We start from the raw sequence: 15,967 nt of genomic DNA, 5'->3' as shown, positions 1-15,967 counted from the left end.
TATTGTACCATTCAAAAGAAGCGACCTGTTCGGATTTTTGGATGTATATTCCATACATATCAGGTTTACATAATAAATAATTATAGGAAATCAACTAAACTCCGCTTTATCCTATGCAAATCATAGAGTGTACCGGCATTCTTTCTTCCCGACCTGATCACTGAAATGCTCTCCAGATCGTTAGGCAGCACATCTTGAAAACGAGAACTGTATATTCCAAAATCTTCCCCATAAATCAAACACAATATTTTACCCTTCAATCGCACTAACTTACCGTTGATGTTGTTATGATAACGTTTTAATATGATTATAACAACAAAAAAACACAAAATTGAATCCGGGAAAGTAATTGGTTTTCAAAACAATTTTTTACCTACTAGAAGATTAGATGGACAGTCCCGGTTTCACTTTACAGGAGGTAAATTTATGTCAAAGATCACGTTTATTGGAGCAGGAAGTACAGTTTTTGCAAAAAATATTCTTGGTGACTGCATGTATGTTCCGGCATTAGCTGGTTTCGAGTTCGCATTATTTGATATAGATGAACAACGCTTGAAAGACTCAGAAAATATGTTAAACAATTTAAAACAAAGCTTACAGGCAAACATAGTAGTGAAAGCCTATTCGGACCGCAAAGAAGCATTGCGAGGAGCAAAATACATTATTAATGCGATTCAAGTCGGCGGCTACAAACCAAGCACCATTATAGATTTTGAAATTCCTAAAAAATATGGCCTTCGTCAAACAATTGCTGACACACTGGGGATTGGCGGAATTTTCCGTTCGCTTCGCACCATTCCGGTTATGTGGGATTTCGCCAAGGATATCGAAGAGGTTTGTCCGGATGCTCTGTTTTTAAACTACACAAATCCGATGGCAACATTAACAGGAGCAATGCTGCGCTATACAAATGTCAAAACAGTCGGATTATGCCACAGCGTACAAGTTTGCAGCGAGCACCTGTTCAAGTCTTTAGGAATGGATCATGAAGGCGTCGAGGAAAAAATCGCCGGTATTAACCATATGGCCTGGCTCCTTGAAATTAAACGTGACGGCAAAGATTTGTATCCGGAAATTAAACGTCGTGCGAGGGAAAAACAACAAACCAAGCATGATGATATGGTCCGCTTCGAATTAATGGATAAATTCGGATATTACGTAACAGAATCATCTGAGCATAATGCCGAGTATCATCCGTACTTCATTAAACGCAATTATCCGGAGCTAATCGAGAAATTCAATATCCCTCTTGATGAGTATCCGCGCCGTTGTGTAGAGCAGATTGAACGCTGGGGAAAAATGCGTGACGAGATGGTCAACAATACACAGCTTACCCATACTCGTTCTCATGAATATGGTTCCCGCATTATTGAAGCGATTGAGACCAATGTTCCATTTAAATTCGGCGGTAACATTCTCAATACAGGACACCTAATTAGCAATTTACCGGAAAAGGCTGTTGTTGAGGTATCATGCGTTGCTGACCGCAGTGGAATCATTCCTTGCTATGTAGGAGATCTTCCAGAACAGTTAGCAGCCCTTAACCGTACAAATATTAATACACAGCTTTTAACAATTGAAGCAGCGGTAACGAAAAAAAGAGAACACATCTATCAGGCAGCAATGCTTGACCCTCATACAGCCGCAGAATTATCAATGGACGATATCATTGCGATGTGCGATGATTTAATTGAAGCACACGGTGATTGGATTCCAAAATTTGAAGATCGTAAAACAATTTCGTTCGTATAACAAAAAATCATTACACATGTCAAACCTTATAATTTTAATCGAGGAAAAGAGAAGTCAAAAAATTCATTTAAACAGAATATATGGTTTTAACAACTTCCGAACCATCCAATGCAGTTAACAACTAGATAAATTGATTAGCTTAAATATGAAAAGCAAAATGAATAATTGTAAGTATATAAAAAAGATGCCTCTTCATGACGCATCTTTTTTTATATAGTAAGGAGTTACTTTTATCCATATCCCTACTCCTTTTCCCTAATTGTACCCTTTAGAAGAAGCGATTTGTTATAAAGATCGGATGTATATGGTACTCACGTCAGGCTAACATAATCAGGCGTTATCGGTAGTTAAATTTACTACCTTTTCAATAAATCTTTATAAGATTTCAATAACTGAAACGGATCTAGTTCATTCTCTTTTTTAGTTGTTCTTGACGAGTAAAACTCGTATCTATTGCGGTAAAAAGTAAAGGATTACTCATGTTTTTCTCCTTTGCTCGTATATATCGCGCATAGCTTTAGTTAACATAAGATTCGACATAGAAAGTTCCTCTTTTCGGCCTTTTACAGATACGTTCATCTCACTCAGTGAGTCCATATTAAGAAAAATAACGCTAACTGAATTATGGTCATACAAACCATAGTTCCACCAGTGGCAGATATAACCTTTGTTTTTCGTATCATGCCATTAAGAGTTATACAAACTGCTAAAAGAGCAAAAATGAACCAGTACGATTGATTAGATAACTTTGTGTACTGCTGTGTATCTATTCCAATGAATCCACCTACTATTGGAATAAACACCATAAGCAGGGTAAGCAAGCCTAATAAAATCAGGTCTAACTTTTTAAGCTTATACCCTGTCGTAATAATTACGATACTCCCGAACAAACCAAAAATCATCATCGCAACCATGCTTATAACCCAAAAAATAATCATACTCTTTTCCTTTCATGAACGCATTGTCCTATTATTGTGGCTCTGCGGACTTGGAACAATTATAAATCTATACAGCAACCCCCTCCCGTTATTTAAGAGGCAGTTTTACTACCAATACACTTCTTCGCCTGCCGAACTGCACAGAAAAGGGATATAACAGCGAATATGTTACAAATCATCATCCCTAAAGGAAAATGATTTTTTGCTGAAGAAACGCCTCCCCCAGCCGTGCAGAGGAGAAAAATTAAGTAAAACCAATCTATATAATTTCTATATCGAACAGCAATCACAATGCTTACGACGACTATGATACAAGTTCCGTATGTCAATATATCTATCAAAAAACTCATAACTTATTCACCTCTCTTTCCTTTATTTTACCATCTTAACAATGGGATTGTAGGGAAATTTTCCTGTATATCCTATACATGGTAAGTGGACATAATCGTGCATTACCGGGAGTCAATGCATCTAGAAACCTATAAAAACACCCTCCAGTTAAGTGATCTGGAGGGTGCATATTAACATAATCCTCGAAAGCAGAAGTCGCTTTACTTACTTTAAGATGGTTTTTTGTTTCTTACTTCTTGCAATAATATGTTCAACCTTTGTGATTGGAATGGTTTCAACAGATAACCAATTATTAAATTGGGGAATCCCAATCTCTACAAATCCATCATTAAAGATATGAACAACTACATATTGTTTTCCTCTGTAAAGGATAGTATCTCCACAATCCATTTCTGCCTGGTTCACAAAACTTACTAAAAGTTACAATTCAACATTGAACTTACAAGCTTTGCATCTCCTTTCGGAAACGTGTGCCTCACAGGATTCGCACACTAGAGGACCGCTCTCGCTCAGTCAATAAGGGATATTCTCGTTCCTTATTATAGGTGTAACCTATCTCTGTAAAGATAACCGCAACCTTCTTCACGATGTTCCAGTTAAACGGTAATCTTATTCTACATCCTGTATCCACAAGCTATCAATTCTTTTTGTATAATTTTTCCGCTTTTAGTGTTATTTTGCAACCAGTCTTCACCTCCGTTTGAAATCATATTTAATCGTTTTTGCGAACTTCCAGCAGCTTATTTGCAGCTGTTGTAACCTCCATGATTCCGAAATAACTTTTGGTAAGATTATAGCAAATAGAAAGCGTTTTACAGTTGTAAAAAGAAAAAAATTTTTCATTCCCTTAACTTTAACAAAAATATTTTCCATGTTATTACCATAATTCCCGTTGTAGAAAGAAAATTAAAATAAGAGTCCTATAAAAATCCCCCCCGGATCACTTAGCCAGGGGGAATTCCTTGTTCACATCATTCTCATTATTAACCGTACTATTACTATGGTGTACTTAGGGATTCCATTGTTGATGTAAGAGATAATTTGTTTTGTAACTCCTTCACAAGCCTTACAAATTCATCCTCTACCTCTTTCATCATCACAAACTGAAAGTTATGTTGTCCAATTAGTTCCCCCTTGCATACCTCATGAGAATGTAGCAATAGTCTCATTTCATATGCAAGCATATCATCATCAATTTCCTTGATAAGACTACATTCATACTGCGTTAAGTCAGATAATCCATAAACAGTGTAGATGAACTGTTGGAGACGTTGTTCCATTTCTAAATATTGACTTAATTCCTGTTTAACTGGTCTGGTAATGTCGGAAATATATGCTTCAGAAGCATCGTGCAATAAACATGCTAACTGCAACCGTTCCGAATAGCCTCTAAATCTAGCTTCCTTGGCACAATTTAGAGAATGTTGTCCCACACTATAAAAATGACGATAATGTCCATTTGCTCTACACAACAATGACAAGGCGTGTGCGATATCCCTTGTTGAAACCTCTTGTACTCGTGGGTCTAATGGATAAAATTCAATTCCTGTATAAGTTGTGATACACTTTCCTACTCTCATGTCTTTCTCCTTTTTCAAAAACTAAAAATTAAAAAATCCTGATTACAAAGCAATGCCAAAAACACACATTTTTGTAATCAGGATTTTACGGTTCCTGGTAGACACCCTCATACCCTATTAACGAGGTTATACTATTCAACTCTATGTTTTCATTTAAACTGATGATCGTAATGAAGCGAATCATCCAGAATGTTTCAAGTGTTACGAACTTATTTATGAAAAGGGACTCCAAAGGGAACAATAATCAGTCCCTTTGGAATGTGTATTGAGAAGACGGACAACTTTCATGAGAACAATTATCAACAAGATAATAATATACGATAGTGATAATCATTGTCAATTGTTTTTTTCTTACTATTAGAACGAAGAAGAAGCTGTCCAACACTCTGCCCAAAAGCAAGAGGAGTACCAAAAACGTTTAAAACAATGCTATTATCATAGAATATCTGTTTCATTCGATTAATTCCAACTTTTCCATATTACGATTAATAATGATGAAGTAGTTACCCAAACCAGACTTGCTATTAAAAGCGAATTATATATATTGTATTTTTTTAAGGTGAAATTTAATATTAAAAGAAAAATTACAAAGGTTATGGCCGATAACATAGCAAAATATGTTGTTACTCGGACTTTTGAAGCTCCTTGTTCTAAATACATGAAATAATACGCAATAATGCTTAAACCAGGAAAACTTAATATTAATCCAGCAATATAATAATTATTTGTCTTTGAGATATAATGAACAATAACCATAATAATAACAGCTACAATACATTTTATAAGTAAATTCAACTAAAAATCCAATCCCTTCTTTCTAGTTACTGATTGTTACTGATCTATTCTTCTGAGGGCATTTTATGTCCTTTTAAATCCAATTGATAAAAAGCAAGATCCAGCCATTTATCAAATTTAAATCCAGCTTTTTTAATTACACCAGAACATTCAAATCCCATTCTCTCATGCATTTTTATACTACCTTTATTTGCTGCATCAATTCCAGCAACAAGTGTTGCATATTCTCTTTCATTAGCGATTTTTATTAGCTCTTGCATTAATTTTGTTGCAATACGCTGATTCCTATAATCCTTATGAACATATACAGAATGTTCTATTGTATATTTATAAGCTGGCCAAGGTCTAAAAGGACCAAATGTAGCAAATCCAACTACTTTGTCATCTTGTTCGCATACTAATATTGGATAACCTTCTTCTAACTTTTGGTTATACCAAACTTGTCTGCTTTCAAGAGTCTGGGGTTTATAAGTGTATACAGCGGTGGTATTCAGAATTGCATCATTATATATCTCTAACATATCTATTAAATCCTTTTCAGTTGCTTCTCTTATCATTTTTTTCTTCCTTTCACAATAAATTTGATTTTCTATATTTATTTTAGAACTCTCTATACATAACGTAAAATTGAACTTTTTCATCATTTGCCATAGAATGCGGTTATAGCAAAACATTTGGCAGAATCGAAAAATGGACGGTGAGAACATGACGTTTCAACAAATTCGGTATATAGTGGAGATTGCCAAGCATAATTCTATCAGTAAAGCAGCCTCTGCCCTTTACGTGACACAACCTAGTATCAGCAAAGCAGTGCGTGAACTGGAAGCTGATTTAGGGATTACCATTTTAGATAGAACGAACAAAGGGGTTCTCTTTACAAAGGAAGGCACGGAATTATTATTCTATGCTAGAATGCTTTTGGAACAAATGGAGTCCGTCGTTTATCATTTTAATAAGGAGAAGACAATGGACTTAACAAAGGTTTCTATTTCTTCTCAACATTACGGCTTTGTTATAGAGGCTGTTGCAAATTTAATGGATTATTTTGCCGAGCGGAAATATGAGCTGACGATTCGGGAAGGAAAGACAACCGATGTGATTGATGATGTGTATGCGAGCAGAAGTGTTCTTGGAATTTTATCTCTGACCAATCTAAATAAAAGTTTTTTTGAGCGTTATTTTATTTCAAAATCACTAATGTTTACTCCCCTAGCTTCGTTGAGGCAACACGTCTTTCTCCGAAGAGAGCATCCTTTGGCTCATCTTACATGCATTACTTTGGAGCAGTTAAGAGACTATCCTTATCTGACCTACCAGCAGGATGATGTACTGCTCCATTTTGCGGAAGAAGCCATCAATGTGGACAATATCAGAAAACTAGTCTATCTGAAGGATAGAGGCACCATGAATAATCTTCTATCAAATACAGATGGCTACAATCTGGGAACAGGCTGTATTGTGAACAATTACATGAACCCCAATATTATTTCTATTCCTTTGGAAAGCAACAGTCTGATTCAAGTGGGGTTGGTGAAACGAAACGATGTATTTTTGTCAGAAGAAATTCTGGTGTATATTGACTTTTTGAAAGTAGCTTTAGAAAAATCTATGCCGAAGAGCGTATAAAGTCAGTGTAATAGGCTCTTCCTTCTTTGAAAACGTACTCTTTGCCACCGAATAATAAGAAAAGCGGACAAGGCCTGCCATTTTGGACCTTGGAAGCTAGACATCACCCCAAAAAGTTATAAAAAAAGGGGAGCGCAAAGCGCTCCCCCTTTTTGTCCCTCTTTACGCAATCCAAGAATACAGAAGCCAATATATCTAGAAGTTTATCAAAAACCTTCATGTTGTTTGCTGAAGATTTTTGATAAGACTGACCTTATAAGATATGTCCCAATTTCATACCTAAAAAAGCTAACAGAATACCAAATGTATAACTTATTCCTAAATACAAAGCAAGTGCTTTCCACTTCTTATTGGCGTATAGCTGGATGTTTTCCAATTTAAACGTAGAGAAAGTTGTGAAAGCCCCCATGAAACCTGTACCGAATAAAAGCTGCCAGCTTTCATCGATTCCTTTTCCGATGATATATCCCAGTAAAAATGAACCGAGTAAATTTATAAGAAGGGTCCCAATAGGAAAAGATGAAGGATATCTTGTTTTAAACCAATTGCTGATGCCAAAACGGGATATTGCCCCAAAGAAACCACCAATTGCTACTAACAAAGCTGGATTTCCTATCATGAGTTTTGTCCTCCCTTTGGTCGCAATGTACGCTGTGTTTGTTTCTTGAAGAAAGAGTCACCAACTTTAAAACCTAACCAAGACATGAAAAGACCACCCCATAAGCTATTTAATACATATAACAGAGCCACTCCCCAATGTGAGGCGTGAATTAATTTAACGGTTTCCACGCTAAATGTAGAAAAGGTTGTAAAGGATCCAATAAATCCTGTACCTATCCCAGTGACAAGGTATGGATGAAGAATATTTAATCGGGATATGTACATCGTGAGCCAACTAAGAACAAAGCAACCGATAAGATTAATTGCTAATGTTGCAAACGGAAAATCATGCTGCCACCCTGTACTAATAGATAATCCTAAATAATAACGTGATAAGGCACCTAAAATCCCAGCTATGCCGACAAAGATATAAACCATTTTCCACCTCTTTTGTAATTTTCTCAAAAAAATAGACTCCTACCAGTAAAATAAATACTGGTAGGAGTCATCAGCTCTAGGGCAATTAAGGCGAACTCCATCGCCTATTCGTTATACAATCATTATAATGCAGGGGCGTCTAATAATCCAGAGGTCGTCTTAAAACTTCTCATAGTAATCAAAAAAACTTCTTCATTTTAGTTTTTCAGTGCCCTCCAAAAGAAGGGGAATTTTTTATACGAGTGATTTCCATATATATCCCCTTTCTCCCTGTTATTTTTTCTGTTTTTTATGTAAGGTATGGAGCTAAGAAGTAGCCCCATACAAACTTATTTGTTCCGCAACAAACGCATACTGTTGAGAATGACGAGAAGCGCAGCGCCTGTATCACTGAGTACAGCAATCCAAAGCGTCAACCACCCTGGGAAAATTAAGACAAGCGCAATAAGTTTTATAATAAGAGAGAACCAAATATTCTGTTTGATGATGCTTAATGCCTTTCGACTGAGGCGTATCGTGTATGGCAATTTCTCTAGGTTATCTGCCATCAGAACAATATCCGCCGTCTCCATTGCAGTATCTGTTCCGGCCCCACCCATAGCAATCCCTAAGTTCGCCGTGGCAAGTGCAGGTGCATCATTGATACCATCTCCAATCATGGCCACTGTTTTCCCTCCTGCTTGCAGCTGCTCTACGGCACGCACTTTATCTTCTGGAAGCAAATGAGCAAAGTATCGATCAATCTTTGCTTGCTGAGCAATATGTTGCGCTGTTCCTTCATTATCTCCTGTGAGCATCACCGTTTCTTGAATTCCTGCCCGTTTCAATTCTTGCACTGTCTCTAAAGTCGTGAAACGGATAGAATCAGCTACTGCAATAATACCCAAAATGGTCTGCTTGGTACCAACAATGACAACCGTCTGTCCCAGTCGTTGCATGCTTTGCATCATCTCTTGCCAAGTTTCCGTAGATACACCCTGTTCTTCAAACAAGGCAGCATTCCCAGCGTAGTAGACTTCTCCTTGAATAGTCACCTGTGCACCTTTTCCTACAATAGCTCGGAAATCTGTTCCTTCTTGTAAAGGAATGTTACGTTCTTGTGAATATGCTGCGATGGCCTTTGCAATCGGATGATTGGAATATTCTTCAATGGTTCGGGCAAAAGACAATAGTTCTACTTCAGAGCCCTCCAGAGCAGTCACCTGTACAACCTTTGGCTTTCCCTCTGTCAATGTACCGGTTTTGTCAAACGCAATCACACGTAAGGCTCCCGCCACTTCTAAAGCAGTACCCCCTTTGATTAACACACCATTTTTTGCCGCGTTTCCGATAGCGGATACAATCGCAACCGGTGTAGAAATAACTAAGGCGCATGGACATGCAACAACAAGCAGTTCCAATCCCTTATAGACCCACTCCATCCATTCTCCCATTCCTGCAAGAGGCGGAATCACGATGACAGCCCATGCTAATGCAAAAACAATCGGTGTATAGATGCGTGCGAACCGATCTACGAAGGCTTGCGTAGGAGCCTTTTTTTCCTGTGCTTCTTCAACTAAATAAATGATTCGTGCAATGGTTGTGTCCTTTACCAGTTTTGTTACGTGAATCTCCAGTGAACCCTCTTCGTTGATAGTACCGGCATATACCGCGTCTCCGGTTTGCTTGTCGGCTGGAATGGATTCACCTGTAATCGGGGCTTGATTGACGGTAGAGTATCCTGCCACAATAGTACCATCCAGCGGAATTTTTTCACCTGGTTTTACCACAATCACCGTTCCTACGGTAATATCGTCTACGGATGTTTTTACGAGTTCTGTTCCAACTTTGACCCATGCTTCAGAAGATGCCAAATCCATCAATCCACGAATGGATTCACGTGTACGCTCAATCGATCTATTTTGCAACGCTGCTCCAAGTGCGAATAACCATACAACCGTTGCTCCCTCTAGCCACTCTCCAATGAGGGCTGCGCCAACAGCAGCAGTTGTCATGAGGACATTCATATCCAATGATTTACTTCGAATGGCGTAAAAGGCACTTTTCGCTGGTTTATATCCTCCAATAACAATACTAGCCCCGTAACATAACGTAATCAGAAGTGGTGACGTGTCTGTAAATGAACCAAAAAATCCAAACGCTAACAATATTCCTGACAAAAGCAGCGGGGTTTCCATTGACTTCCTAGAAGGAACGTCTTTAGATCTCCTCCCTGCCAAAGTAGCATGAAATCCAGCTTTGGACACTTCTTTCGCAATATCCTCTACATCACGAGTATGGCGAATTTGCATTTTTCCAGTGGAAAAGTTTACACGAACCTCTTCCACACCAGGAACGTGTTGCAAATGCTTTTCAATCGTTACTGCACAAGCCCCGCAATCCATTCCTTCAATCAGATATGTCTGCACTCCGTCACCTGTAACTGGTGGCTGCTCTGCTGGTTTCTCACTACTGCAACACGAGCTTACCTTTGCAGCAGCCTCTCCTTGTGCAAGTGTAGTCGATGAAGAACAGCAAGAACTTACCTGTGGGGAATCAGGGCCACAACAAGAGTCAGAAAAGACCAATTCCTGTTTTTTTTCATTTGTTTTGCTACTACAACAAGAACTATCCGTTGCATCCTTTTCTTTCTGCACGGTTACAGTCGTTGAAGAAGAGCAACAAGAGCTGGTCTTCGAAGGAATCGGATCACAACAGGAATCAGAGGAATCTAATTTCTGTTCTGTATGGTGTGTCTTGCTGCTGCAACATGAAGCTTCCTGCTTTACTTCCACAATAGGAATCAAAACAGGTTCCTTAGATGAGCAACAAGATGTTTTCTTTGGTTCCAATGAAGAAGGTATTTCTCGTTCTTCTTTGGCTATTGTTATAACAGCATCCCCACCAGAAGAAGTTTGACAGCAACTTCCTTGCTTCTCCTTCTTATTCGACAATGGTCTCCTCCCCTTTTGGAGATAGGCAGCCATCGTTTTTGTCACAGGCAGCTACCTCATTTTGTACTTCTTCGAACACCGTATCAAACATTGTAAGAAGTTCTTTAATTTGATCGTTGCGCAAAGAATAGTGCACGTACTTCCCTTCCGGTCTCCCCTTAATAATTCCGCACCCTTTTAAGCAGCTTAGATGTTGAGATACATTCGATTGGTTACCTTGGATACGTTCCACAATCTCGGATACGGTTTTTTCTCCATCCATCAGGCAAGAAAGAATTCGCAATCGGGTTTTATCAGCAAATCCTTGAATAAATTTTGTTTTTACATCAAGAGTAGATGGTAACATCTTTATACGCCTCCATCATATATTAGTTATTACTAATATATTTATGTTATATTCATATTAGCAATGACTAATTCGTGAGTCAAAACTTTTTAATAAATTAATACGAATCGGAGAGGAGGTAAAGCAATGGATTGGTTGATCGGTATACTGGCTTTGTTTTTATTTCCTCTTTTGATGTTTATATGGATTAGGAAAACGGCTAAAGATGATTGTTGTAACAACGGAACGAAATGTAAAAAGCGGAAGGTGAAAAACTGGGATGCCAAAAAACTAAAAGGTTAGAGACAGTAAATAATAGAATAACATTCATTTCATCTTTGGGTTCTATCAATAAAATACAAATATGATCAAAAAAGAAAAGCAACTTCATTGCTAGACAAAGGACACTTATGCTTCTCATGTATGTATACCAAAAAAGATGGCGGTGTGAGCCATCTTTAGTACTTCATGCAACATCACATATCAATTCCTCCATCAAATCTCCTTTCTCCTCGCTCTTCTAAAGAGCTAATCTCATTTTGAAGATATCTAACTACGGAATGACGGAACATAATCTCACGAAAAATAGAAGGATGTTCATATTCTATCTCACTTATAAGACTACGATAAGCAGATAAACCTTCTTGTAACTCATCAAAACGCTTTTTGAATTCCTTTTTAGTGAATATTGTATCTTCTTCCATACGCTTATAGAGGGCATTATAATCAGCTCTAAGCCCTTTATAGATATAATTAATTAACTTTGCATCTATCATTGCATATTCCCCTCCATAGCCCACTTATACTTTGTTCCTAAAATTTCTCCCTACGTCGAATTGTCTTCCCGCAAGAAATTTATACTTTCTTAAAGTGGAAAAAAAGCGCGCCTTTTGATGAAGTAATAAGATAAAACCCTGCCTTTCCAAACGCAGGAAGGTCGAAACGAGTTTTCCCTACCTCCGGCTACTATTTCAAGTCATTTTCACTTTACATTCAGTTAACGTTATCAAAAAAGATTTTTTATTCGTCTTATTTGTCTAATATGAGTATCAACATGTTCAATGGAGTGTTCAAGGATCTCTTTAAAAGTGAGTTGACCAGCTTGATTATGTGTCCCAATTCGTAGATAATCCTGTTCAGTTAAATGATGAAGGATAGGTAGAAAACTTTCACGCATAGATTTAAACAGTTGAAGATATAATTGATGATCAACATGCTGAGAATTTAAACGGGTTGTCCATAAATCCTGATCAAAGGCAGTTAGGATAGGATTATCTTCCGATAAAACAGCTTTCATTCGGTGAATATGTACGAGTTCTGCATCTGAAACGTGGATGATAATTTCCCTGATGCTCCAGCTTTTTTCAGATGGTTTAAACAATAATTGTTCTTCTGTAAGCCCTTCAAGCTCTTTAAGAATCTTAGGGTATCCTTGTTTGTATTGCTCAACTAGTTGTTCCATTTAACATCACTCCCTTACCAATGATTATATCAGGCTTTGTTTATCATTAGGTCGACTCCAAATTGCATTCTCAATGATGACTGTACTTCGTACTTCCCCCCTTTTCATTGCCTCTACCCTCAGAAGCTTGTCCTATCAAACTTAGAACCATCTAGATAAACCCGAAGTGCGGTGAAAAAGCGATAGATCATCCCCACTCCCCCATCATTTCCATAAGGTCGAACACTGAGGTTGTAGCGAAGATCCCCTTTTACTGTAAGTATGAGGACTTCTGGTCGAAAGTATTTCTATAAAGAGGCTGAAAATAATCTATAGGTTCAAAGATTGAAAGAATTCTGTTAGGGAAAATCCTAATGCTAGACAAATCTTCTGCAGGGATAAAATTGTTGCACCACGCTCGCCTCGCTCAACCATTCCAATAAAATTTTTATGCAGGTGAGATTTTTCGGCAAGATCAGCCTGAGAAAGCCCATTACTCACCCTTGTTGTTTTAATCGTTTTTCCTATTTTTATTAATAATTCCTTTTCCATTTAGACCCCCCTTAATACATCACATTATAAGGCAATGCCCATGACTTTGTTGAATCCATCACATCTTCTTCATTACGTTCATCTAAGGAGATTTTTCTGATCATTGCTCATTCCAAATAGCTTTTCAGAATATAGAGACCGGGTATATATCGATAATTCATTAGATTATTGTTACAAAGGAAGGAAGCTATTAAATATGCCATTTTTGATTCAATTGATTCCCAATCCATTTAAAAATGCCCTACTCGAGATATTTAAATAAACCTATGCGTTTGATTTCTTCAAGATGTATCTCTGATAATTGTTCCAAAATCCCCGTTCCATGCTCAGTTATTCCTACATAAACGCTTCGTTTATCTTTAGGATTTGGCATACGACAAACTAGCCCCAACTGTTCGCATCGATCAATCAAACCTACACAGGCATTATGACTAAGTCGCAACCGTTCAGCTAATTCCCGCGGGGTAGCAACGTCGCGTTCGGGAAACCCTTTGATAGCTAGTAACAATTGGTGTTGTTGAGGTGTAATTCCTATTTGTCTAGCTGCAGCTTCACTAAAGTGGATGAATTTTCTCAACTCATATCTAAAATTAGCTAAACGTTCATATGTGGATTTTGATATCCTGGATTTTGTCATGTTTAATCCCCCTTAATAATACTAATAAGTATATCTTAATGAGATATATTTTGAAAGCAAAAATATATCTCATTAAGATGCACTTTTATTTTTCCATATTATCCAAAAGGGGGATGAAAATGAAACATGCTAGAACTTTATCTGATTTTATTCTCACCAAAAGAATTTTTTATCTTTCAACCTTAGCGCTAATTGTGGGAGTAATTGGGGCTTTAATCGCTGTCATTCTAATGAAAATGATCAATTTTTTTACAAACCTATTTTTTTATCAACGATTTTCTCTGGCATTTGTTTTAGATTATCCTAATTCATTAGGGGCTTGGGTAATTGTTGTTCCAATAATCGGAGGAATCATCATTGGTTTAATGGCCCGATTTGGGTCAGAAAAAATTCGGGGGCACGGTATCCCTGAAGCTATGGAGGCTATTTTACTGGGAAAGAGTATCATCGCTCCAAAAGTTGCGATTCTGAAGCCCATCTCAGCAGCTATATCGATTGGTAGTGGTGGTCCATTTGGTGCAGAAGGACCCATTATCATGACTGGGGGCTCGATTGGTTCTATCATTGGGCAACTATTACATATAACAGCAGCAGAAAGAAAGGTACTTCTCCTTTCAGGCGCCGCTGCGGGTATGTGTGCTACTTTTAATGCACCCATTGCGTCAGTTTTGTTCGTTGTCGAACTACTTGCCTTTGAAATGCGTCCTCGTAGTGTAGTACCGATTGCCCTTGCAAGTGGTGCTGCAGCATTTGTACACTTCTATTTACTAGGTAACAAAACCATGTTTCCAAGTAAAGCGATTCCCTCCACCACTATTGAGGCGCTATTGATTCCCGTAATGTTTGGGATAATTAGTGCTGTACTTGCATATATCCTAACAAAATGTATCTATGGTACAGAGGATTTATTTCGTAAGTTGCCTTTACATTGGATGTGGTGGCCTGCATTTGGAGCAATAGCTATTGGTATAGGTGGTTTTTTTGTACCACAAGTCTTAGGTGTAGGATACGATTCAATTCACAGCCTTGTTCAGGGACAATTCGATTACTCGCTAGCTATCAAAATGTTAATTGTAAAAACAATCATTTGGATAATTGCCCTTGGCTCCGGTACATCAGGTGGAATCTTAGCTCCCCTTTTGATTATAGGCGGTTCACTTGGCAACGTACTGGCGGTCTTATTTCATGCCCAAAATGTAGCTTTCTGGGCATTCTTAGGTATGGCTGCCACATTTTGCGGAGTTACTCGTTCACCCTTCACTACAGTGATCTTTCTACTAGAACTGACCCATGATATTGATATGTTGCTTCCAACTTTAATTACTTGCGCAATTAGTGCTGGGATCTCAGCACTGATTTTACCTCGCTCCATACTCACTGAAAAGATTGCCCGACGAAACATTCATATTAGTCGTGACTATATGGTAGATCCATTAGAACTCTGCCAGGTTTCCGAAATTATGTCAAAATCCCTACTTACGGTTCCGAAAGATAGCACAATCGCAGAGGTAATTGAAAACATACTTCAGCAAAACCACGTATACAAGTATGAAACCTATCCAATTGTGACAATGGATAAAAATCTTGTGGGAATGCTTACCCGTTCTGAGTTATTACCTTGGATTACTAATCCAAGAGTAAGTGAGATTGAAGTTGGTGATCAGTTCTCGAAAAATGTGATCACAATTTCACAAAATAATACTGGAAAAGACACCGTTGAACAAATGATTTATCATGGTGTTGATCACGTTGTTGTACTAGATAAGACTTTCAAACCAGTTGGAATTGTAACATATGGTGATTTGTTAAAAGCTAAACGAAAATATCTTGAAGAAGAAAATATGCAAGAAAAACATATTCGGCTTTTTAACAAAGACAATGTGAATAAAGAGTACCTCAAAAATCCAGTGAAGGCTGACATTTAATGGACTCCACCTTCAATTCATAATGCTTCTATCAGATTTTGCTGAAAGAGTACCCCTACTTCAATTTCTTGAAG

The 15,967-nt window shown here is 37.7% G+C and carries 17 protein-coding genes and 2 riboswitches; of the genes, 4 read left to right on the top strand and 13 right to left on the bottom strand.

Annotated features, from left to right (window positions below; genetic code table 11):
• The first annotated feature begins 426 nt into the window (after window positions 1–426).
• Window positions 427–1,752: an alpha-glucosidase/alpha-galactosidase gene (melA, locus tag AAHB12_RS14825; RefSeq protein ID WP_342045797.1), complete on the top strand. Its 1,326-nt coding sequence runs from the start codon at window positions 427–429 to the stop codon at window positions 1,750–1,752.
• Between the two features lie 584 nt (window positions 1,753–2,336).
• Here melA and AAHB12_RS14820 read toward each other — a convergent pair.
• The 5 genes from AAHB12_RS14820 to AAHB12_RS14805 all read right to left on the bottom strand — a co-directional run bounded on the left by AAHB12_RS14820 (window position 2,337) and on the right by AAHB12_RS14805 (window position 5,973).
• Complete coding sequence (locus tag AAHB12_RS14820) at window positions 2,337–2,690, bottom strand: hypothetical protein (protein ID WP_342045796.1); 354 nt, start codon at window positions 2,688–2,690, stop codon at window positions 2,337–2,339.
• A 555-nt stretch (window positions 2,691–3,245) separates the two neighbouring features.
• Window positions 3,246–3,431 (bottom strand): hypothetical protein, encoded by a 186-nt coding sequence (locus AAHB12_RS14815; protein ID WP_342045795.1) that lies wholly within the window; start codon window positions 3,429–3,431, stop codon window positions 3,246–3,248.
• A 608-nt stretch (window positions 3,432–4,039) separates the two neighbouring features.
• Window positions 4,040–4,621, bottom strand: a complete 582-nt coding sequence (locus AAHB12_RS14810; protein WP_342045794.1) for a hypothetical protein — start codon at window positions 4,619–4,621, stop codon at window positions 4,040–4,042.
• 54 nt (window positions 4,622–4,675) lie between these two features.
• Window positions 4,676–4,775: riboswitch (purine riboswitch) on the bottom strand.
• Between the two features lie 305 nt (window positions 4,776–5,080).
• On the bottom strand, window positions 5,081–5,416 hold the full coding sequence (locus tag AAHB12_RS31785; RefSeq protein ID WP_446715563.1) for a GlpM family protein: 336 nt from the start codon (window positions 5,414–5,416) through the stop codon (window positions 5,081–5,083).
• 44 nt (window positions 5,417–5,460) lie between these two features.
• Complete coding sequence (locus tag AAHB12_RS14805; RefSeq protein ID WP_342045793.1) at window positions 5,461–5,973, bottom strand: GNAT family N-acetyltransferase; 513 nt, start codon at window positions 5,971–5,973, stop codon at window positions 5,461–5,463.
• Between the two features lie 148 nt (window positions 5,974–6,121).
• Here AAHB12_RS14805 and AAHB12_RS14800 point away from each other — a divergent pair, with 148 nt between their 5' ends.
• Complete coding sequence (locus AAHB12_RS14800) at window positions 6,122–7,042, top strand: LysR family transcriptional regulator (RefSeq protein WP_342045792.1); 921 nt, start codon at window positions 6,122–6,124, stop codon at window positions 7,040–7,042.
• 253 nt (window positions 7,043–7,295) lie between these two features.
• Here the strand turns inward: AAHB12_RS14800 and crcB (AAHB12_RS14795) are convergent, their stop codons facing one another.
• The 4 genes from crcB (AAHB12_RS14795) to AAHB12_RS14780 all read right to left on the bottom strand — a co-directional run bounded on the left by crcB (AAHB12_RS14795) (window position 7,296) and on the right by AAHB12_RS14780 (window position 11,359).
• Window positions 7,296–7,661, bottom strand: a complete 366-nt coding sequence (gene crcB, locus AAHB12_RS14795; RefSeq protein ID WP_342045791.1) for a fluoride efflux transporter CrcB — start codon at window positions 7,659–7,661, stop codon at window positions 7,296–7,298.
• Window positions 7,658–8,080, bottom strand: a complete 423-nt coding sequence (gene crcB, locus AAHB12_RS14790) for a fluoride efflux transporter CrcB (protein ID WP_342045849.1) — start codon at window positions 8,078–8,080, stop codon at window positions 7,658–7,660. The genes crcB (AAHB12_RS14795) and crcB (AAHB12_RS14790) overlap by 4 nt, the downstream gene beginning before the upstream one ends.
• A 54-nt stretch (window positions 8,081–8,134) precedes the next feature.
• A riboswitch (Fluoride riboswitch) is annotated at window positions 8,135–8,194 on the bottom strand.
• Between the two features lie 215 nt (window positions 8,195–8,409).
• Complete coding sequence (locus AAHB12_RS14785) at window positions 8,410–11,046, bottom strand: heavy metal translocating P-type ATPase (protein WP_446715564.1); 2,637 nt, start codon at window positions 11,044–11,046, stop codon at window positions 8,410–8,412.
• Window positions 11,003–11,359, bottom strand: coding sequence for an ArsR/SmtB family transcription factor (locus AAHB12_RS14780; RefSeq protein WP_342045789.1), 357 nt, complete (start codon window positions 11,357–11,359; stop codon window positions 11,003–11,005). Before AAHB12_RS14780 ends, AAHB12_RS14785 begins: the two co-directional genes overlap by 44 nt.
• Window positions 11,360–11,485: 126 nt before the next feature.
• On the opposite strand from AAHB12_RS14780, the gene AAHB12_RS14775 reads away from it, so the two are divergent.
• Entirely contained in the window at window positions 11,486–11,641 is a 156-nt protein-coding gene (locus AAHB12_RS14775) for a hypothetical protein (RefSeq protein ID WP_342045788.1), read from the top strand.
• Between the two features lie 173 nt (window positions 11,642–11,814).
• Here the strand turns inward: AAHB12_RS14775 and AAHB12_RS14770 are convergent, their stop codons facing one another.
• The 4 genes from AAHB12_RS14770 to AAHB12_RS14755 all read right to left on the bottom strand — a co-directional run bounded on the left by AAHB12_RS14770 (window position 11,815) and on the right by AAHB12_RS14755 (window position 13,968).
• Entirely contained in the window at window positions 11,815–12,114 is a 300-nt protein-coding gene (locus tag AAHB12_RS14770) for a hypothetical protein (RefSeq protein WP_342045787.1), read from the bottom strand.
• A 230-nt stretch (window positions 12,115–12,344) separates the two neighbouring features.
• Window positions 12,345–12,800 carry a DinB family protein gene (locus tag AAHB12_RS14765; protein WP_342045786.1) on the bottom strand — a complete coding sequence of 152 codons (456 nt, stop codon included), beginning with the start codon at window positions 12,798–12,800 and terminating at the stop codon, window positions 12,345–12,347.
• 309 nt (window positions 12,801–13,109) lie between these two features.
• A complete protein-coding gene (locus tag AAHB12_RS14760; protein ID WP_129728945.1) occupies window positions 13,110–13,331 on the bottom strand; it encodes a helix-turn-helix domain-containing protein in 222 nt (73 codons plus the stop codon).
• Window positions 13,332–13,572: 241 nt separating this feature from the next.
• Complete coding sequence (locus AAHB12_RS14755) at window positions 13,573–13,968, bottom strand: MarR family winged helix-turn-helix transcriptional regulator (RefSeq protein WP_129728944.1); 396 nt, start codon at window positions 13,966–13,968, stop codon at window positions 13,573–13,575.
• Window positions 13,969–14,087: 119 nt separating this feature from the next.
• Here AAHB12_RS14755 and AAHB12_RS14750 point away from each other — a divergent pair, with 119 nt between their 5' ends.
• On the top strand, window positions 14,088–15,893 hold the full coding sequence (locus AAHB12_RS14750) for a chloride channel protein (protein WP_342045785.1): 1,806 nt from the start codon (window positions 14,088–14,090) through the stop codon (window positions 15,891–15,893).
• Window positions 15,894–15,967: the final 74 nt, after the last annotated feature.

Source organism: Bacillus sp. OTU530, assembly GCF_038440375.1.
This window is presented reverse-complemented; position numbering and strand designations above follow the sequence as displayed.